This is a genomic window from Paenibacillus sp. N3.4 (assembly GCF_008017805.1).
Classification (GTDB): domain Bacteria; phylum Bacillota; class Bacilli; order Paenibacillales; family NBRC-103111; genus Paenibacillus_E.
Genome location: NZ_VRTT01000019.1, coordinates 89,010 through 108,813, shown reverse-complemented (window position 1 = coordinate 108,813; position 19,804 = coordinate 89,010). Strand labels below are relative to the sequence as shown.

Annotated in this window: 12 protein-coding genes and 1 pseudogene; 4 read left to right on the top strand and 9 right to left on the bottom strand. The window is 46.3% G+C overall.

What is annotated here, in order from left to right:
• Positions 1-313 precede the first annotated feature (313 nt).
• Entirely contained in the window at positions 314-928 is a 615-nt protein-coding gene (locus FU659_RS12185; RefSeq protein ID WP_147947831.1) for a c-type cytochrome, read from the top strand.
• Between the two features lie 171 nt (positions 929-1,099).
• Here FU659_RS12185 and FU659_RS12180 read toward each other — a convergent pair whose 3' ends face one another.
• From FU659_RS12180 to FU659_RS12165, 4 genes are all read right to left on the bottom strand, one after another.
• Entirely contained in the window at positions 1,100-1,807 is a 708-nt protein-coding gene (locus FU659_RS12180) for an anti-sigma factor domain-containing protein (protein WP_147947836.1), read from the bottom strand.
• Positions 1,804-2,376 carry an RNA polymerase sigma factor gene (locus tag FU659_RS12175; RefSeq protein WP_147947830.1) on the bottom strand — a complete coding sequence of 191 codons (573 nt, stop codon included), beginning with the start codon at positions 2,374-2,376 and terminating at the stop codon, positions 1,804-1,806. Before FU659_RS12175 ends, FU659_RS12180 begins: the two co-directional genes overlap by 4 nt.
• Positions 2,377-2,518: 142 nt before the next feature.
• Positions 2,519-4,201, bottom strand: a complete 1,683-nt coding sequence (locus FU659_RS12170; RefSeq protein ID WP_147947829.1) for a hypothetical protein — start codon at positions 4,199-4,201, stop codon at positions 2,519-2,521.
• 449 nt (positions 4,202-4,650) lie between these two features.
• Positions 4,651-5,061 carry a VOC family protein gene (locus tag FU659_RS12165; RefSeq protein WP_147947828.1) on the bottom strand — a complete coding sequence of 137 codons (411 nt, stop codon included), beginning with the start codon at positions 5,059-5,061 and terminating at the stop codon, positions 4,651-4,653.
• A 621-nt stretch (positions 5,062-5,682) separates the two neighbouring features.
• Here FU659_RS12165 and FU659_RS12160 point away from each other — a divergent pair.
• The 3 genes and pseudogenes from FU659_RS12160 to FU659_RS12150 all read left to right on the top strand — a co-directional run bounded on the left by FU659_RS12160 (position 5,683) and on the right by FU659_RS12150 (position 7,085).
• Positions 5,683-6,168: an SRPBCC family protein gene (locus tag FU659_RS12160; RefSeq protein ID WP_147947827.1), complete on the top strand. Its 486-nt coding sequence runs from the start codon at positions 5,683-5,685 to the stop codon at positions 6,166-6,168.
• Positions 6,169-6,208: 40 nt separating this feature from the next.
• Positions 6,209-6,561, top strand: a pseudogene (locus FU659_RS37100) (ArsR/SmtB family transcription factor).
• Positions 6,561-7,085, top strand: a complete 525-nt coding sequence (locus tag FU659_RS12150) for an SRPBCC family protein (protein ID WP_147947826.1) — start codon at positions 6,561-6,563, stop codon at positions 7,083-7,085. Before FU659_RS37100 ends, FU659_RS12150 begins: the two are co-directional and overlap by 1 nt.
• 181 nt (positions 7,086-7,266) lie before the next feature.
• Here FU659_RS12150 and FU659_RS12145 read toward each other — a convergent pair whose 3' ends face one another.
• The 5 genes from FU659_RS12145 to FU659_RS12120 all read right to left on the bottom strand — a co-directional run bounded on the left by FU659_RS12145 (position 7,267) and on the right by FU659_RS12120 (position 19,792).
• Positions 7,267-7,803 carry a hypothetical protein gene (locus FU659_RS12145; RefSeq protein ID WP_147947825.1) on the bottom strand — a complete coding sequence of 179 codons (537 nt, stop codon included), beginning with the start codon at positions 7,801-7,803 and terminating at the stop codon, positions 7,267-7,269.
• A gap of 384 nt (positions 7,804-8,187) precedes the next feature.
• Positions 8,188-9,357, bottom strand: coding sequence for a cohesin domain-containing protein (locus FU659_RS12135; RefSeq protein WP_187274109.1), 1,170 nt, complete (start codon positions 9,355-9,357; stop codon positions 8,188-8,190).
• Positions 9,358-9,371: 14 nt separating this feature from the next.
• Positions 9,372-10,409, bottom strand: coding sequence for an S-layer homology domain-containing protein (locus FU659_RS12130; protein WP_147947823.1), 1,038 nt, complete (start codon positions 10,407-10,409; stop codon positions 9,372-9,374).
• Between the two features lie 364 nt (positions 10,410-10,773).
• Positions 10,774-13,560, bottom strand: a complete 2,787-nt coding sequence (locus tag FU659_RS12125) for a glycoside hydrolase family 3 N-terminal domain-containing protein (RefSeq protein WP_187274108.1) — start codon at positions 13,558-13,560, stop codon at positions 10,774-10,776.
• 322 nt (positions 13,561-13,882) lie between these two features.
• The gene (locus FU659_RS12120; protein ID WP_147947821.1) at positions 13,883-19,792 is read right to left on the bottom strand and encodes a GH92 family glycosyl hydrolase; all 5,910 of its coding nucleotides are present in this window, start codon (positions 19,790-19,792) and stop codon (positions 13,883-13,885) included.
• Positions 19,793-19,804: the final 12 nt, after the last annotated feature.

Here is a 19,804-nt window from a genome sequence, read left to right as displayed (position 1 = left end):
ATTTTACCGCTTGTTCTTTAAATTCTTGACTGTAACGCTGCCGCTGTTCTCCCATTTTACACACTCCGCTTTACATTGATATTTTTTCTATTATATCAAATCGGTGTGTCCATCTAGTAGTCTAACTTCAAACTCTCATTCACACAGATGCATATAGTCCTTGTCACAACAAAATTCATATGCCTCTTGAAGTAGCTCAAGATCATCGTTATTCTGGTTTTAGAAATATGCTTTAATACCATCATCACCCACAAAACCAAAATCCATTTTATTTCGTTAACTCTAAAAGAAAGAGTTAAAGGAGATAAATAATATGAACAAATGGATTCTCACCAGCCTATGCGGTGCAGCCTTGTTGACCGCCTCGGGGTGCGGCAGCCAAACAGCAGCACCCCAGTCGAGTACAGCTGCCGTTGCTGCAAATGCTATCGCTTCGCCGCCGTCACCTGCCACTATGACCGTCACCCCATCGCCTAAACCTGCCATGTCTGCATCACCAACCGTGACGACAGCTCCTTCGCCTTCACTATCTCCGTCTCCGTCACCGGCAGCCGCAGCAAGCACGACGCCTAAACCGCAACCGTCGAAAGAAACAACGCCATCTGCAACTATGGCGAAGACTGAGACTGAGTCAGCAGCCCCAAGTCCAGCACCTACACCTGATCCCGCTCCGACAGCCAAGTCGCTGCCCGCTGAAAACGCTGACGTTCATGCCGAGAAGCTCTACAAAAGCAACTGCTTGGCTTGTCACGGAACGGGCCTGCAGGGTGACTTTGGTCCAAACTTGACTCAAGTCGGTTCGCGTAAAACGAAAGACCAAATCGTGAACCAAATCATGAAAGGCAAAGGCGATATGCCACCATTTAAAGATACTTTAAAAACGGAGGATATCGAAGCCTTGGCAACTTGGCTGGCTGCCAAGAAATAGTCTGAACAGTTTTCCAGTTGCTTCCTTAAGTTAAACTAAAAAGCGTGCAACAAAAAAGGAAACTGTGTACCTTGATGGTGGCTAGCAGTTTCCTTTTTAATACGGCATTTGTCGTAGGGAGAGGCCAATATTTGATCGGTAGACTTAAGTGCAGTCCCTCTTTTCTCCAAATCATGTGCCCATCACTTTAACTCCACGCGGCTTGCTGCCATTAGGATCCGGCTCCAATGTTACGCCAATGGAATCAATTTGCAAGTTTTTCACTGGCACATTATAGGTCAGAACGCCGACTCCTTCTTTATCAACGCGCAGCGTTCCGCAATTATACTTTTTACCGTCGTGATTTAACCAAACCTGGTACGTCCAGTCTCCCTCCGTTTCTTTTAGACCCGACAAATTTACAACTACGTTGTTGCTATCTCCGTGCTGCACAATCCAGGCTGTGCCAGTGGCAGACGGCATGGAGCTGTTCGCTGATATCAACTTATAGGTACGAATCACTTCTGCCGGTTGGCTCAGCAAATTATGTGCGTTCTGCTGCGAATGGGTCGTCTGATAATTCCACAAAGCGAATCCGGCCAATCCCAACAAAAGAACCGCGCTTATTCCATAGGTCCATTTCCGCGTCCATGTTTGTCTTTTTCGAGGGAGCTTTGGATGGATCGACTGCATCACTTGCTGCTTCAAATCCGCAGGAACTTCCACCTCTTCCATTTGAAAAGGGAGTGCTTGCCAGACAAGTCGTAAATCTTTGAGTTCTTCTCTGCAAGATTCACAAGTATGTAGATGGCGTTCAAAGGCGGCACGCTCCCATTCGGTGCATTCACCGGTCAAATACTCAATGAGAAAGCCGCAATCTACTCGTTCTTGTCCTTTCATATGGATCCCTCCTTCACTGGTGTCAGATGCTTGCGAAGTATTTTGAGGCACTGATGCAATCGGCTTTTCACGGTTCCTACGGGTTCATTCTTCTGAGAAGCAATTTCGCTTAACGAATACCCTTCCCAGTACATCAAATTGATCAATTCAATCTGATTGGTAGTCAAATGTGCATAAGCTTGCTTAATTTGCTCTCCACTTTGTTTACGGAATAAAGCAGTCTCTGGATCAGGTTCTCCAGATATAAAGGCTTGCTCCCACTCTCGCGGCTCCAATCGAATAATCTCATTTTGCTTCCGGTGCTTTCGAACATAATCTATGGTAATATTGCGGGTTATCGTGAGCAGCCAGTTCACGTATCCCCCCTTGCTTGCATCGTAGCCTTTCTCCGTCGTCCACAGCCGTGTAAAAACCAACTGTACGATTTCTCTGGATGCATGTTCGTCCTTCATCGTTTTCAGAGAAAATGAATACACCAGTTTGACATAACGATCGTAAAGTTCTTCCAAAGCTGAATGCTCTTTGGCCATAACTAGCTCCATGAGCTCCCCATCTGTTCGATTTTGCATATAAATCGGCGCTCCCCGAGTAGAAATAGCAGCTCACCTCACTCCACCCTTGTTTAGCTACAAACAACAAACACTCCACCCCTGCTGTATCGACAGCAGGATGGAGCGTTGTGAACAGCCTTTTTTAGAGAAAAACTCGCTGTTATCTGGCCTCAGTTTTAGTTGGATCAATAACAAACCATACTTTCGATACATTTTGCCCAGTTGTCTCACCAGGATTTTTATCTTTAATCCAATAATACAATGGCCACCCCTTGTACGTGCTTTGCTTCGTACCGTCGCTGCGGGTTAATACATCGAAATCGCTTGCTTTCAAATCGTTGGATACGGTTAGATTGGCGTCATAGAATACCGGCCAGTTGATTAAGCATTGACCTGTACAAGCGTTCGTATCCATTTTATCTTTCGTAAACACATACAAAGTCATGCCATTGCCATCCACGAGATAAGTGCCGAGTTGATCAGACTTGCTCGTTTTTATCGCACTATGTTCAGCTTTTGTACCGACAAATTTGTCCGGATTAACAACAAACCAGACATTTCCTACGTTTTGGCCTAATGTATCTCCTCTATGTTTGTCGGCTGCCCAATAATAGAGCGGAAACCCCTTGTATGTCGTTTGCTTCGATCCGTCAGCGCGAACTATCGTACCGAAGTCACTGGCATTTACGCCCGTTGGGGCAGAAATAGGATCTGCATAGAAAAGCGGCCACTTGTTCAAGCAATCCCCAGCGCAATTACTAACACCTTTGGTGTCTTTATCAAAATAATAGAGCGTCATGCCCTTTGCGTCTGTCAAATAAGTGCCCAAATCAGCCTTAGTTCCCAGAGCTACACCACTGGAAGGATTGACAACATGCCAAACATTGAGCACATTTTCGCCTTTTATATCGCCTGCTTGTTGATCTTTAACAAAATAATACAAAGGCCAACCCTTGTATGTCAATTGTTCTTTCCCATCCTTACGATCAAAAACAGAAAAATCTTTGGCATCCAAGCCTGCAGGAACAATCAACTTATCATCATAATAAATAGGCCAATTCGCAAGACAACCGTCCACACAGGCATTCATATCAGCCGCATCTTTTGTAAAATAATATAGCGTCATCCCTTTGGAATCGGTTATATAGCTGCCTACTGCATCATTCTGCTTCACATTCAACGAATTATTGGCAAGCTCTTCCACATGGCTGGCCTTAAGGATACCTTTGTCTGCAAGTGCAGAAGCCAATGTTTTGCCGCTGCCTTTCAGTGGAGCACGAAGCGCTTCAATTGTAGCTGTAGCTATGTTCGCATTGACCAGATGCGCAGCTTTTGCGATCTTGGATAAGCCTTTCTGTTCGGCAAAAGCTAACGTCATCTTGTAGTCAAAATCAGTATCCTGCTTATAGCCCAATGATTCCAGCAACACTTTGTAATAAGCCTGCGCCGTAATTTCAGTCCCCGGTTCAAACAAATTCCCGCCAGGTCCCTGCCAGCCCAAATCCGGATGATCTTTCAGATAGCCAAGAATAGCTTGCCCCTCTTTATACACAAGTCCTGCATCTTTGAAATTATCTTGTCCTTTGTAAGCAAGAGCTTCCTTCTCCAAACCCTTTAATCGTAGAAACATGATCGCCGCTTGAAAACGTGTTGTCGATTTGTTCAAATACTCACTCGTCAGTCCATTACCTTCCCCTTGTAACATACCCAGATCACCAACAAGCTCTGTCTCAGACTTTACATGCACTGGCTCTGCCGCGGCAGCAGATAAAGCTGTCAAACTTGTTACCATACTCAGGAGTGCGATACTGGAGAGAACTAGTTTTTTAATTTTTTTCTTCATGGACACTAAGCCTCCTTCGGTAGGTATAGACCGTTTAATAGTGGATTAAACGCTATTCTTACTTAAGGTAACGAAGCTTCCCTGCATTCGGTTTGATCACTTTCGTAAAAAATGATGAACCAAGCACTTATAAAACGCAAGAAACTAACCATCTCGCCGCATCATAAACAGGAAAATCTCAGACAGCCGAGACTTTCTCGACACCCGTAGATTCTCTATTCAAAGCGAAGCTAGCCATGACCACGTTCATCGACAAAATATCATCTCAAACATGCTCGATTCATCCTTTAATTTTAACAATAAATTAGAAAGGGGTAACCCCTCAGTCATCTCCCGAAAACATTGTGAAGTCGTATTTCCTTTTAACGCCAAAAGCCTATCGATGACATCTCATAAAGCGAAGATGCCGCTCGTAGGGCCACTAGATCCTTACAAATCACCAAACAAACTTATCCCTGTTGTACGATTGCTTCTGTAGTGACTTGCCACTTGATGCCGAACTTGTCCTCTATACGACCAAATAGGCTGCCCCAAAACTGCTTCTCAAGCGCCATAATCACTTGACCGCCTTCCGACAGATTAGCAAACGCCTGCTGGGCTTCCTCATCCGTCTTGAACTCGAGACTCAGATCAAAACCACTGCTTTTTCCCGCTGGCTCGTGCATGGTGTCAGCGATAAAAAAGTTTACGCCTCCCGCGGTGAATGCCATATGCATAACTTTGTCTTTGATCGCTTCATCTGTACCGGGGGCTTGTCCATACGTCATCTGAACGCCGATTTCCCCACCTAGTGCTTGCACATAAAACTGTGCCTGAGTTTTAGCATCTTCGGAATAAAAATACGGTGTCAACTTTGCCATCTACCATCCACGTCCTCTACTCATCATATTATCCTTGCATCCCTATTTTACCTCATCCAGCATTCTCTTACTATCCGTATCTTCAGAATCGTGTGCACGAACTTTCTTACACTTAGCAATATCAAGCCGATCTTGCAACTGCAACAGTTTACTTTAACGGTTTGGGGAATGGGTTTCCTCGATTAAATTTAGTGAATTATAACAACTATCTAACTTATAAGGCAGAATTGGATAGACTGTTAGCCTACGATGGGATGAATGCTCATGGCCATTGGGAGCTTGATAGTCAATATGCACAATATCAAGCTGACGTTGCAGCTGCAAAAAGTTATTTTGGTGTTTAAAACTTTGGTATGAAATAGAAACCTCCATCGGATTATCCGATGGAGGTTTAACATTTCTCATATAGGTAAATCAATCGTCAGGAGCGATAATGACTCTTTTTTTCATTATGATATTTGCATATTGAGCAGCCTCCCCTGCAGCTATAACACATTCTATAATTAAAAATATATATATATTATTTTACAGGAATATTCCTTATGAGGTATATTGTATCTAGGAATTACACAAGCTACACTAGATCACCAAACAACCTAATCCGATAGGAGGAATATGACCATGTCACAAGATGACATAACGAACGAAGCCGTCGCTGTCGTGAATGGCCGGGAATTGACGGTCACCCGCTATATAAACGCGCTGCGCAGCCTCGTCTACGAGGCTTGGACAGATCCGAAGCATTTGCCACATTGGTGGGGCCCCCGCGGCTTCACGATTACGATTCAATCCATGGAGGTGAGACCCGGAGGTTCCTGGGTATACATCATGCATGGACCTAACGGTGTCGATTACCCCAACATGATCACTTATATCGAGGTCGTCAGCCCTGAAAGGCTCGTCTACGTCCACTCCGGCGGAGAAGACGATGACGCTGGCTTCGACGTTACGGTGACCTTCGAGGAAGAAGACGGCAAAACGAAGATCACGATGCAATCAACCTTCCCGTCGTCCGAAGCGTTGCAGCTCGTCGTAGAAAAGTACGGTGCCATCGAAGGCGCCATATCTACTTTAGGCCGTCTGGCCGAGCATCTGGAGCACCGGTGATCAGTCGCATATCTGTGGCTCGAATAGGAGCCGATGCCGCATGAACGTGGCGACTTTCAGCGCTCTTGCCGAGCCCAATCGCATGGACATCGTCCAACTGCTAAGCAACGGGCCCTTGCCGGTCGGGGAGATCGCCGACGTCTCGATCTCAATCAGCCTCAGACATCTAAACATCTCCGAGTTCTGTGTGACACTGGCCTCGTCGAGGTTCAGCCGCAGGCGAACAAACGGATTTACAAACTACGTCCTGAACCCTTCAAGGAGATAGACACATGGTTGGAAACCTATCGGCGCATGTGGGAAGAGAAATTCGATCAACTAGACGTATATCTTCAAAAGTTGCAGGGCCAAATGAACAACTCAATTTCAACCAATGAATCGGAGGATATATAATGGAAAATCAACAAGCAGATCAGCAAACAGAAAATGATGAACTGGTACTTACCCGTGTGTTAAACGCGCCACGCGAGCTCGTTTTCCAGATATGGTCGGAAGTTGAACATCTCAAAAATTGGTGGGGACCTGTCGGCTTTGAGTGGGGATATGCCAAATTAGATTTTCAACCCGGAGGTTCGTTCCACTATCAAATGCGGGCGCCGGAAGGCTTCGAAATGTGGGGCAAGTTCGTCTATCATGAAATCGAGGCGCCGGAGCGGATCGTGTTCGTTAATTCCTTCTCCGATGAAGAAGGCAGCACCGTACGCGCTCCCTTCAGCCCGACGTTTCCACTCGAAATTCGCAATGTGGTGACCTTCACTGAGCAGGATGGGAAAACGACGATCACCCTGCGCGGCGGTCCGATCAACGCAACGGAAGAAGAACGCGCAGCATTCCGCGGCATGAAAGACTCGATGAACCAAGGCTTCAACGGTACATTCAACCAGCTCGAGGCGTATCTCGCCTCCGTTCGCGAATAAGGTTGTGGCGAGATCATTTTGCCAATAACCGCCTTCTAGACTGGCTAGCGCGAGGTAATATGACCAACTCAGCATCATAACGGTACGAACGGCTGCTAAATGCAGATTTCGAGGGCTCATCCCCCTGAGGTCGTCGCTTTATCTATAGCAGCCGTTTTTTACTGTTCTGTTTTCAGGCGATTCATTCTAAAGCACCTTTAGGATTCCATGTTTTAGCTACATCTAAAATTTCGTTTTTTGCATCTGCATCATTACCTATTACTGTAGCTGAAAGAATATACGTATTTACATTATTTGAGTCATTAGGTATAGGTCTCGTTACATAAAGCCAATAAATGATGTCCGTCCTTGCTCCTTTTTCCTTCTCCGTTACCGCCGTAAAATTGTCATGGGATATTTTAAGCAATGTTGCTTTTTCTCCAGTGATATTAACTTCTTCTTGATAAATAACAGACGAATGGTTTGGGTAACTAATATGACCTGGTACATCCATTTGCTGATTTATCGTAATGTCAATATCTTTGTAGGTAGTGGGTTCTTGCTGCCCTTCTATCACCATTTTTCCATCAGGCGTCTTAGCTATATTCTGAAATGTAGAAGAGATTTTTATTTCTGCTTGTATATCAGCTTTACCGACAGAAGAAGTCTCATTTGGTTTGATATGACAACCAGACAAGATAATAGAAAAACAAAAAATACAAACAGCCGTTTTTCTCACAAAGTATTCCGCCTCTTTTTGTTTAAATTTGCTCTTACCAAATAGACGTAACAATAACTTTATGGTTTATTACACCAATTAATTACTTAGCCCTTCACCCCCTATAACCCCAAATATTCATGTAAGTACTCCAAAATAAAAAAAGTGCCCCTTCAAAAATAATGAGAGGGGCACTTTTTAACTTTGCACAACCTGTATGTTAAGTTCAGGCAACTCTACGCTTATGATGCGGATCATGTTTGCGGAAGTAGTCCTTCAACTCTTGAAAGAAGTCATATACATTACTACTCGGTTGCACTGTTCAAACCTCTTTGAAGGCGTTGTAGAAGATTCGTGCGCACCTCTGGCCATTCTTCGGCGAGAATCGAATAATAGGCTTCATGATTATTTCTCGTCAAGCAAGATCCTAGCCACTGCAGCCAAATCAGCAACATCGATAATACCATCACCGTTTATATCGCAATTCTTGTATTGATCCCAATCTGGATCTTTGTTGGATTTTCCATAGGCTGCAGCGATGACAGCAATATCACCAATACTAACTTTGCCATCTCCGTTTTGGTCGCCTGGCATGCTCGGAATGATGGAATCTGCAAATGCCTGAAGCGCCGCCCTCAATGCGGATAATGCATCGTCCACGCCTTGTTGACTGCTCGAAGCGTTGTCGGCTACAGCTTTTGCAGCATCAATGGCGCCTTGCAAGACAGCTTTCGCCCCTTTCTTATACTGACCGGGAAGAGTGCCTTCCACCCCATTGTTGATCTTTTCTTGCGCTTGCGCAATCAGGTCAAGAAGTAATTGTTTGTTCACTGAAGCAGCTTTTACGACAACTTGGCTGTGATTTTTCGTGTTCAGCTGTGTCTCGACTCCACTGCCATTAGAGACAATAACATGTTGCAACAGAATTTCAACGGGTCCAGGTTGAACTGTAGGTTTCACCTTCCAATGCAGCTTAATTAAATCTCCGTATGCTGCGTTTGCATGCTCTTCTCCTAGTGTAGCTAATAGAATTCGAACTTTACCTGGTTGCTTCGATATGTCTACAACGACAACTGCATTGTCCTTAAGAGAAACTGCTGAATCAAACTCCAGCTTTGCCGGATCATAAGTCAGCGTAACATCCTGCGCATATATGCCTCCCGCAACATGGCTCAAGCCATAAATCAGATCGAAGGATTCTCCGGCCGAGACGCTTACGGTTCCGTTTAATACGGCGGATGGTTTCTCTTCCTCCCCAAGAATCGTAATCAGGATTTCACCTCTATAATTGGTGCCATCAGAAGCTGCAGCAATTACTTTAATCTTACCAGGCTTTAGGGCTGTTACAACACCTGTGGAAGTAACCGCTGCTTTGTCGGTCGCATTACCGTTCAATTCCGTAACCGTCCAGATCACACTGGGGTAGCCGGCCGACAAATTTATTAAATCTCCTATATGCAAGACGACACTCACATCAATGGAAGCAGCAGCAGCGGCATTCGCGGATTTCGGGACAGAAATCATTTGCAGGAACATACAGAAAACAATGATTGCTACGAAACCAATTTTTTTCATACGCATTCAACTCCTTACAAACCTTTATGTTTGAGCATAGAGAGAATTAGATTGACTACCTCAGCTCGGGTGGCCTTGTCGTTAGGTGCAAATAGGTTGTTACCTCTTCCTTGAATAAAGCCCGCATCGGCAGCAGCTGCAACGTGAGGAACGGCCCAGCTGGGAATATCATTCGCATCAGCAAATGAAGCTTTGGCACTCCAATCTACTTGCAGGCCGAACGCTTTGACAATCATCACAGCAAGCTCCGCGCGGGAGATCGGGTCTGCGGATCGAAACGAATTATCCTCATATCCGCTCACAATACCTAATTTTACTGCTTCGGAAACAAAGGGTTTCGACCAATCCGGTATCTGGTCTGCATCTGTAAACGGCAGACTACTGCCACCAGTCGGTTGAATTTTCAGAGCGCGTATCAACATAGCCACAAACTCAGAACGTGATACGTTATTATTCGGACGGAACGTTTGATCTGGATACCCCTCAACAAAGCCTTGCTTTACCGCTGCCAATATTGCCTCCTTCGCCCAATGATTAAGTATATCCTTAAAATTCATTTCATTGGTTAGCACCTTGTCAACATGGGCAGAGACGATAGCTGAATTTGCTAGTGTAGATGAAGCCAGTTGGCTATTGACGAGCTTAACGTCCTTCAAACCAAACTGGGCTTCCCCCGAATCAATCGGTTCAAAAGTAAACGTGCACAAGCTTATTTTCCCACTATCTCCGGCTACTTTACCCACCTTCGTATGCGCAAACTGAATTTTATTTCCTTTTACGATAGGACTGATGGAAAAACCGCTCTCTTGCTCCGCTTTGGCTCCTTTCAATTTCAAAAGTTTGTTATCGAATTCCAAGTTCACCTCATAAGCGTAAACGTCGTTAAAATTATCTCCTTTTACCGTTACAGAAATTTCATCGCCAGGCTTCTGATTATGATCACTGATGCTCAAAGTAAATGTAGGCCCAGTTGCAGCAAGTACAGCATGCGATGTCAAAAAGGAAATAAAAAGTACCAATGCAAAGCAAAAAGATAGGTAGGTTCGTCTCATTAAAAAAATTCTCCTCTCGCGTTAAGGTAGGATCTGAATCCATCCATTCTGTCTACGGCAGCCTTTCATTTATAGCCTCGGAATGTCGACCTATACCTTTTAAGTATAATAAGGTTCGTTATATCCGTTATTTGCAGTCTTAAGACAAACAGCTTGTCCGCATGAAATTTGAATTCTCATGAGACAATTGTTGAACGGATATCCACGATACATATTGTATCACGGATGCAAGGAAAAGTCACTAAAGCGTTTTCATCTCACAAATACTATTTTTATATCAGCTCTTCCAAAATAATTGCAGCGTCTAAGGATAGAGAGAAGCCTGCCCTCAAGCAGGCTTCTCTCTTCTTCCGTTCTATTCTCTTTATTGCAAAATTGAATTTGCCACGATAGCAAGGTCAGTGATGTCTACTTTGCCGTCGTTGTTGACATCCGCCACCTTGTATAGATCCCAATCCGTATCTGCGGATGTTTTACCATATGCAGCCGCAACGATAGCCAAATCGCCGATGCTGATCACGCCGTCTCCGGACGTATCGCTCGGTACACGATTAACGACCGAGGAGGTAAACGTTTGGATCGCCGCATTCAGATTCGTTACCGCTTGCGTTACGTCTGCCTGCGTTGCTGCTGCATTGTTCAGCACTACATTCGCTGTGTCTATCGCAGTCTGCAAGGCAGCTCTAGCTGCTGCCGGATACTGACCCGGACGTGTTCCTTCTACGGACGTATCATGCTTACTTTGTGCATTTGCGATCAATGTACTCAGAGCTGTTTTGTCAACTATAATAAATTGGATGCTGTGCGAAGTACCACTCAACTGAGTCTCCACTCCTTTTGCGTCGGCAATCACCACGTTCGTTATGTTTATTGCGCTAGTAGCGGATTGAACCGGTTTGGCCCGGAATTTCAGCTTTAACCAATCTCCACTTGCGTCATGATTCGTTCCCACATTGGCCAAAATAAACCGGACTTGACCGCTTGTTGCCTTTTTATCTACGATTTTTAATCCGTCTTTCGTCGGACTTGCGGAAACATACTCAAACTGCTGCGGATCATACGTTACTGTTACATCCTGTGCATACACTTGTTGAGCGACATTCCTCACGCTGTAGGTCAAATCGAATTCTTGACCCGGAATTGCTGTATCTGTACCCGATAAGACGGTTCCCGATTTCGTTTCGGCATACGTTAAACCATATCCAAGCGGGAATAACGGATTACTCTTGTCTTTCGCATTAATCTCATCAAACGTGCGAGGCCATGTGTATGGCAATTTGCCTTGGAAATCGTTGTCGCCGAATACGACATCGGCAACGCCCGCTCCTTCCGATCCCGGAAGCCATGCTTCTACAACGGCATCCCAATTAGCCAGATCGTTCGTTATGACAAGCGGTCTGCCCGATACCAGAATAATAACCACTTTCAAATTCGGATTAGCCGCTTTGGCCGCTTTCAGGTTCGCAACAATGCTGGTATCGCTGGAAGCACCACCGCCCGTTCCGTAAGTAAGGCTCGTGCCTGTGCGATCTCCATTGCCTTCCGCATAAGGATCTTCCCCGATGACAGCAATAGCAATATCATGACCTGCTGTAGCTGTAGCTCCGTTTTGATCCCAATCTACGGTTACGCCCGGACCGGCTACTTGTTTGATGCCGTCCAGAATGTTCGTGCCTTTCGTGACTGTGTTTCCTGCACCCTGCCAAGAGATTGTCCAGCCTCCAAGCTGATATCCGATATGGTTGGCTTTATCGCCAATGACGACGATCTTCTGGGAGCCGTCTTTTTTCAGAGGCAGCACGTTAGGGCTGTTCTTCAAAAGTACGAGTGACTTTCTCGCCGCTTCCCGGGCGAGAGCTGCGTGATCTTGGTTATAGATCACGCTATCCGGGTTGGTTACGCTGTCGGATAACGGCTGCTCGAACAACCCGTTTTCAAACTTGACTCTAAGATTTCTTGTAACCGCATCGTCAATCCGGGCCATGGGTACTTCACCGGTTCCTACCAACGATTTCAGGTTGTTAATAAATCCAATCCAGCCGTTGCCTGCGCCTGAGCTGCTGGTCGTGTTCCCTTTGTCGGAGAGCATGAACAAGTCGACGCCGGCATTCACGCTGGCTTTGATTTGTTTTTTGTAGTTGGCTGCTCCACTAATATTGTTCCCTTGATCGTCAACCGTTATCTGTTGAATGGCATTATAATCCGATACGACGAAGCCGGTAAATCCAAGCTGGCCTTTCAGCACATCCGTAACCAGATGGGTGTCGGCATGCGTTTTCAGCCCGTTAATGCCGCTGTACGTCACCATTACGGTACGTGCGCCTGCGTCAATCGCTTTTTTATAATAAGCGAGATAAGGCGCCAAATATTCATCCTTTGCTTGGTTCAATGTCTTGCCATCAGGTACAGGAACTGTTATGTTTCCTGTGTTAACCCCATTGTCCGTTAAACCGTCCCCAATGTAATGCTTAATATCGGCGACGATTTTCTTGCCTTTCAAAAACCCGGGATCCTCAGGATTGCCCTGCAGTCCTTGGACGGCTGCTACTCCGAGCTTCGCTACGATTTGCGGGTCTTCGCTGAAGCCTTCATACGTTCTGCCCCAACGTATATTTTGAACAGCGGATATGACGGGCGCGAAGGTCCAGTGGACGCCAGTCGCCCTCACTTCTTCCGCTGTTGCGCTGCCGATTCTTCTCACCAGATCGGCATCATTGGCCGCACCCAGTCCTACGTTATGCGGGAACATCGTAGCGTCCTTCAGGTTGTTATGCCCGTGGACAGCATCGACGCCGTAGATCATTGGAATGCCCAATCGGGTACTCAATGCCTGATTTTGATAATTGTCAACCATGGTCTTCCAGGCTGCTGCCGTATTTCCGGCTGGCACCGATCCGCCCCCGCTCAAAATCGAGCCTATAAAGTAAGTTTTGATGTCGCTTACTGTTCCCAGTGAAGCCCGCTCCGCCTGAACCATCTGACCTATTTTTTCATCCAAAGTCATTTTGCCAAGCAAATCCTGCACCCGTTGTTCAACGGGCATGTTCGGGTTTTTGTAGATTTCCAAGTCTGCAGCCGACACATTTGCCACATTAAAGGGCAATAAAGATAGCATTAATAAAGAGGCGAGATAAGAAGTTGTTTTCTTCATTTTTTGTTTCAAATCCTCCCATATGTTATTTATTGCGTTTTGTGTAAAACTGTTTCTGTGCATCCGGTTAAACCAAAGTCATTGTAGTAGCCACCTCCTTCACCTAGTGATTGATACATTTTGTATCATTATATACGGCCGTATATAAAACGCTTACATATTCTATTATGTTCTATAATTCCACTTAATTATATTCGAATTCCTCATATTTTGTATGAATATTCTACTATGTTTTTTAAACAAAGAGGTCTTGGTCTCGGTGATTAGCAACTCTTTTCGTAAAGAGAGAAGGAGGCGAATTTCGCCATCCCCCCCATGGTGTTTATTCTGTTTCAAGTATTTTTTGGGCTACCGCAGCAAGATCAATGATATCAATAACGCCATCGCCGTTGATATCGGCAACTTTATACTGCTGCCAGTTGCTGTCCAAAGAGTTTTTACCGTAATAAGCAGCCACGATAGCAAGGTCACCTATGCTGAATTTGCCATCGCCGTTAACATCTCCCGGTCTGCTGGTGTTAACAGAGGATGTAAAGACTTGGAGTGCCGTGTTCAGAACCGTCACCGCTTGATCCACTCCCTCTTGAGTAGACTGAGGATTGGCAGCTACGCTCGATGCCTGATCGATCGCTGCTAGCAGTTTCGCTTTCGCTCCCGCAGGATACTGACCAGGGTCCGTACCTTCAACTGCAGCATCATATTTGCTTTGTGCGTTCACAATTGCTGCTTGAAGCTCTGATTTATCAGCGACGGAAATGACTGAAACATTAAACGTTTGTAGTGCCGTACGCAAAGCGGCAAAAGCTAGATCGATTTGCTCTTGAGTCGCTTCTCTATTAAGGGCTACAGCCGCAGCCTGATTGATCGCCGCTTGCAGAACTGCTTTCGAACCTGCCGGGTACTGACCATATCTGGTTCCTTCAACTGCAGCATCGTGCTTGCTTTGCGTCTCTGCAATAAGCGCGGTCAAGGCCGATTTATCGGCAAGCTTGATCAGCACGTTATGAGAGTCGCCCGCGATTTCTGACTCATCTCCCTTTCCGTCGGCTACAATGACTTTCGACAATGTTATAGTTGCCAAAGCCGATTCTGAGAGCTGCTTCGCTTTAAATGTAAGCTTCATCAAATCTTCTCCCTGCACGGAGCCACCCACATTAGCCGTAATCAAGCGTACCCGACCCGCAGTTTGCGCTTGATTCAGGACAAAGAAGTGTTCATTCAGAGAATCCGCCTTGATATATTCCAGCTTCTCCGGATCATAGGTTACCGTAATATCCTGGGCATACGTCGACTGGGTCACGCTGCTTAGCGCATAAGTCAACTCGAACGTTTGACCTGGAGCTGCTTGGGATGCACCTTCCAGAGATGCGCTTGGAGCTTGTGGAACACTCTTATCGTGACTGATATGGATATCGTCCACGTACCCTCGGAAATAGCCGGTTTGGCCTGTAGCATTAAAGGAAATCAGGATTTTGTCAACAATTTTACCTGCAGCTACCGCACCGATGTTCGCTGTAACTGTGTTCCATGCATCAAGTTGAAGTTTTCCGCCTTGACCTTGAGCAAGCGGAGTCAATGCAATGCCGTTAAGATCCACGGCGTTCAAATCATGCAGATACGTTCCGTCAGTGAACAACAAGTCGACCGAAATATAAGCACTTGTCTTCCTGATCGTGGACGTGCTCGATTGGGCATTGGGTCCTTCAGGGAGAATACGGTACGATAATACCGTGGACGGTTTCACATCGAACGAAACATTAAACAATTGGCTGTATGTGTAATTCGCCGATGCATCCATAGCATTACCGGAATACAGCAGGGCGTTTGCTTTGTCGGTATCCGTCGTTCCGATCTTGGATTCCATACCGCCTAAACCGCAGCAGAATTCGCCAACATTTTTGCTGACAATTGGAGAGTTGCTCCAAGTAGGAGGCGTGTCGGTCGGTTCAAAACCGTTGATGAAATCCACACCCGCATCATATGGCGGTTCAACCTTGCTTAACGCTTTGACGATAACGGTAAACGATTTGCTTTGAATGACCGTTCCTTTTTGTACACTAGCCGTTAGCGTAATTGTCTTATCGGGCTTGCCTAATCCCGGACGAGAGACAACTTTACCCGCATTGCTGAGAACCGTTGTGTCGGAACTGTTCCAGGTGACAGTTGTCCCTTGCACGCCCGCTGACGGTAAAGCCAGAGCCACGGTAACATGCTGGGTATCGCCCAGATCGAGCGCTGCGATTGCTTTCGCCACGGAATCCTTATCGCTGAGATCGGAACCGAGGAATTCAATTTCAGCTAACGAGGTGGAAGCTCCTCCGCCATTTGCGGTAATTTCAAGCCTGTAGCTTGAGAACTCCGCATCGTTCTTAACTGGGAATGCTCTGGTCTGTTGGCGCCAAGTGAACTTCTCGTCGCTTCTCGTGTCTAGCAGCGTCCAATTCTGCCCGTCATTGGAGCCCTTCAGCAACCAGCTCATTGGATCGGTATTGGCATTGCCTGACGTCGAGGTGAGCGTATACATGTTTACTTTTTCTTTGCCTTTGGTGAAATCGTATTGAATCCAAGGAGCTGCGCTGTTGATTGTGCCTACCGTATTGGAGTTATTGTCAAACAGGTTGTTTAGGGTAGCGGCTGCTGTGCCTGCACTATCCGTAACTTTTCCTGCGCCTTGAGCAATGAGCTTGTCGGTTTTGTCTCGATACGGTCTTGGTACATCGGAGCCTTGCGTAATGGAAATTGGCGCAGCATCGCTGCCGCTTCCCCATGCGGAAGGATTTGGTCCCATATCGAAATCCAACACAGCCCCGCCAGCAAGATCGGCATGCTTGATATAAGATTTGGTGTAATCAACGCCGTTTATTTTCAAACCCTGTACATATTTATTGTCCATGCTGGTCTTCGGTGCGTTAATCACGAGCTTCTTCCCATTTTCAAGGTTGATGGTCGCTTTCTTGAACAAAGGCGCTCCGATCGCATATTCCGGACTGCCCATTTGCAGCGGATAGAATCCTAGCGCGCTGAAGATGTACCAAGCGGACATTTCGCCGTTATCTTCATCCCCTGCATACCCTTGGCCGATTTCGCTGCCGACATAAAGTCTGCTTAACGCATCGCGCACTAATGCCTGTGCTTTGGATGGTTGGCCGGCATAATCGTACATATAGATGATGTGATGAGACGGCTGGTTGCTGTGGCCGTAGTTCCCCATTCTAACGTCTCTTGCTTCTCTCATTTCATGAATGAGACCACCGTATGATCCAGGATTTTGAGCTGTTTCCGGCGTGCTGAAAAATTGATCCAGCTTCTGTGTGAGCTTTTCTTTCCCTCCATATAGATTGGCCAGACCTTGACCATCTTGCGGCACATGGAACGCCATGTTCCATGCATTTGTTTCGGTATAATCGCCGGATCCTCCGCCCCAATCGAGAGGGTTAAAATTGCTGGACGTATTGCGCCATGCTCCGCTGGAATCCCTACCGTTAAAAAATCCAAGATTCGGATTAAACATATTCACATAATTGGTAGCGCGATTGATGTAATATTCGTAATCTGAAGCGTAATTGGCGTTATAAGGATCTGTGGTGTCGTTTTTCTCAGCTAGCGCTTTAGCCAGATTGGCAATACCAAAGTCGTTGATGTATCCGTCCATTGCCCATGACATCGCTTCACCTGTGTCGCTATAGCTTGTGTAGCCCTTAAATACCGATGTGTTCATCCCCTTACGGCCTACATTGCCATTCGGCGGGTTCACCGACGCATCCTTGATTGCTGCTTGATAGAAGCTTTTGACATCAAAATTGGTGACGCCTTTGAGGTAGGCATCCGCAAAAGCAACGTCTGCGCTTGTTCCTACCATGATATTCGCATAGCCCGGCGAAGACCATCTGGAGATCCAGCCCCCGTCTTTATACTGCTGCACGAATCCGTCAACCAGTTCCCCAGCCACAGTTGGGGTCAGCAAGCTGTACGCCGGCCATGTCGTCCGGTACGTATCCCAGAAACCGTTGTTCACATATGATTTCCCGTCTACAATCTTGGCGCATGTTTGAACTGCTGTGCTAGTCGAACATGTGGTGAGCGGGGTTTGGTCAGCATGCTTGTATGTCGGTGCTTCTTTCGTGCCTGTATTTTCAAATGCCGAGTTCGGCCACAAGAATAAACGATACATATTGGAGTACATATTGACCAGTTGATCCTCTGTCGCCCCTTCAAGTTGAATCGTGCCTAATAATTGATCCCAATTGGACTGCGCCTTCTCCTTGATCGTATCGAACGTATCGGTTGGCGATATTTCCAAATCCAGATTTTTCTTCGCCTGATCAACTCCGATGAGCGATGTTGCAATCTTCATCGTAACTACCTTATCTGTTGTCGTATCGAACTTATAATAACGGGACACATTGGCTCCGCCGCCATTCTTGGACGGATTTCCACTGGCTTTTACCGGTTTGTCGAAGGTCGCGTAAAAGAACATGCGCGTAGCTCCGTTGGAATTGCCGCTCTTTTGATCGGAATAGCCCTGTATGGATCCATCGGCGTTAAGCGTAATGCCTCCGCTGTTGCTTTGGTTGTCGAAGATCAAATTGGATTCGCTGCCTGTAAACGTAAATTGGAACATAGCTGCGTGATCCGTAGGCGTAAACTCTGTTTTCATGCCGTTCTCGAAAGTGACGCCGTAATAATGGGCCTTGGCGATTTCATTGGCATGTTTAAACTCCAATTGACGATCCGTACGATTGGCGCTCGGAACTCCCGTTACGTTCGAAGGCATCACCTGAAACGTCTGACGGTCTCCCATCCAAGGGCTAGGTTCATGGTTCAACGCAAAAGCCTGGATGACAGGCAGATTGTTTGCCGTATTCTTTTCATTATAGGTATAAATCCATGAACCTGAGCCCGCATCTGTCATTGGCGTCCAGAAGTTAAACCCGTGTGGAATGGCGACGGCAGGAACGTTATTTCCTCGAGAGAAGCTGCCGTTCGATTGCGTGCCCCGAAGAATGTTCACATAATCGGAAAGCCTCGACTGGGCCATCGGCAGCGGATTTCCGTCAATTTTAATATCATCAACCGTTGCTTTGAAGGATGTTCCTGCCACCGCATTTGGATTATCGTACGCCAGAAGGATACGCTTAATTTTTTTGCCTGCCGCAACATGGCCGATTTGGGATTTGATGAAATTCCATTGATTGTTGTACAAGGCTTTGGAATTCCCTTGCGAGACAGGATCAAGTTTGAAGCCATGCTGATCAATGGCACCCAGATCATGCAGGTAGGTTCCGTCGGAGAATGCCAAATCGATTGCCGAATAAGTGCTCGTATAATCGGTTTCCGTCGTGCTGGTAAACTGCGGGGCCAGATAATACGAAAGCTCCGTATTTGGCGTAACGTCTACATCGACGTCATAAATTTTATTGTAAGAATAGGTTCTTCCGCTAACCAGATTGGTTCCCGCAAACGTCATTGCTTTTAATCCGCTCCAGCCAACTCCGCTTTTCGCGGTGTACAGACCTGTCGGCCCGTTCGAAATGTCGGATTTCATATCTGCCGGAGGCGGAGGGGGCAATTCGATGCCATCGGACAATTGTACTTCCGCCAACTGAACGATGTTTTCGCCGCCATTCAGAGTGATATCCAGCTTGTAGAACAGGTAAGCTGTCGTATTCGCAAAATCGTATACGTTGGTTGCAAATCGGCTGCTGAATGACTGATTCGTTCTCGTATCCAGCACGTTCCAAGTTGTACCGTCATTAGAGCCTTGCAGCGTCCAGTTTTTCGGATCCCTTCCCGCCGCATCGTTAGCCGAAGTCAAAGCATACTTCACGATGACTCTCGGCAGATCAAACTTGAATTGTGCCCAACTTGTTTTATTAAAATCCAACCACTTTGTATTATTGTTTGCGTCTGTCAAGTTCGCCACAAGTTCATTAGGCGGATTATCGCCTCTAGCTGTAACCTGTACGATTTTGCTGGAAATATTACCGGGAATTCCGACATAAGGGGTATTTCCGTCAACCCCTGAGGTCATTTTGTTTCCCGAACCGTCCAATTCCGTCGTATTGACCCAGGTCGGTTGAACATCTCCGGTCTCAAACGAAGTGAAGAAGCTCCTCGAAGCCGGAGCAGCGTCGGCCAAAGCGATTTGAGATCCGGGCGCGTACAATATTCCTGCGAGCAAAGTAGAACATGATAATATCGACATCGACTTGGCAGCCCATCTGTTTTTCACTCAAGCATTCCT

Excerpts from the sequence above, each read along its gene's own strand:
- FU659_RS12175 (WP_147947830.1), bottom strand. The coding sequence starts at position 2,376 with ATGCAAAATCGAACAGATGGGGAGCTCATGGAGCTAGTTATGGCCAAA.
- FU659_RS12130 (WP_147947823.1), bottom strand. The coding sequence starts at position 10,409 with ATGAGACGAACCTACCTATCTTTTTGCTTTGCATTGGTACTTTTTATT.
- FU659_RS12150 (WP_147947826.1), top strand. The coding sequence starts at position 6,561 with ATGGAAAATCAACAAGCAGATCAGCAAACAGAAAATGATGAACTGGTA.
- FU659_RS12185 (WP_147947831.1), top strand. The coding sequence starts at position 314 with ATGAACAAATGGATTCTCACCAGCCTATGCGGTGCAGCCTTGTTGACC.
- FU659_RS12135 (WP_187274109.1), bottom strand. The coding sequence starts at position 9,357 with ATGAAAAAAATTGGTTTCGTAGCAATCATTGTTTTCTGTATGTTCCTG.
- FU659_RS12165 (WP_147947828.1), bottom strand. The coding sequence starts at position 5,061 with ATGGCAAAGTTGACACCGTATTTTTATTCCGAAGATGCTAAAACTCAG.
- FU659_RS12160 (WP_147947827.1), top strand. The coding sequence starts at position 5,683 with ATGTCACAAGATGACATAACGAACGAAGCCGTCGCTGTCGTGAATGGC.
- FU659_RS12170 (WP_147947829.1), bottom strand. The coding sequence starts at position 4,201 with ATGAAGAAAAAAATTAAAAAACTAGTTCTCTCCAGTATCGCACTCCTG.
- FU659_RS12180 (WP_147947836.1), bottom strand. The coding sequence starts at position 1,807 with ATGAAAGGACAAGAACGAGTAGATTGCGGCTTTCTCATTGAGTATTTG.
- FU659_RS12125 (WP_187274108.1), bottom strand. The coding sequence starts at position 13,560 with ATGAAGAAAACAACTTCTTATCTCGCCTCTTTATTAATGCTATCTTTA.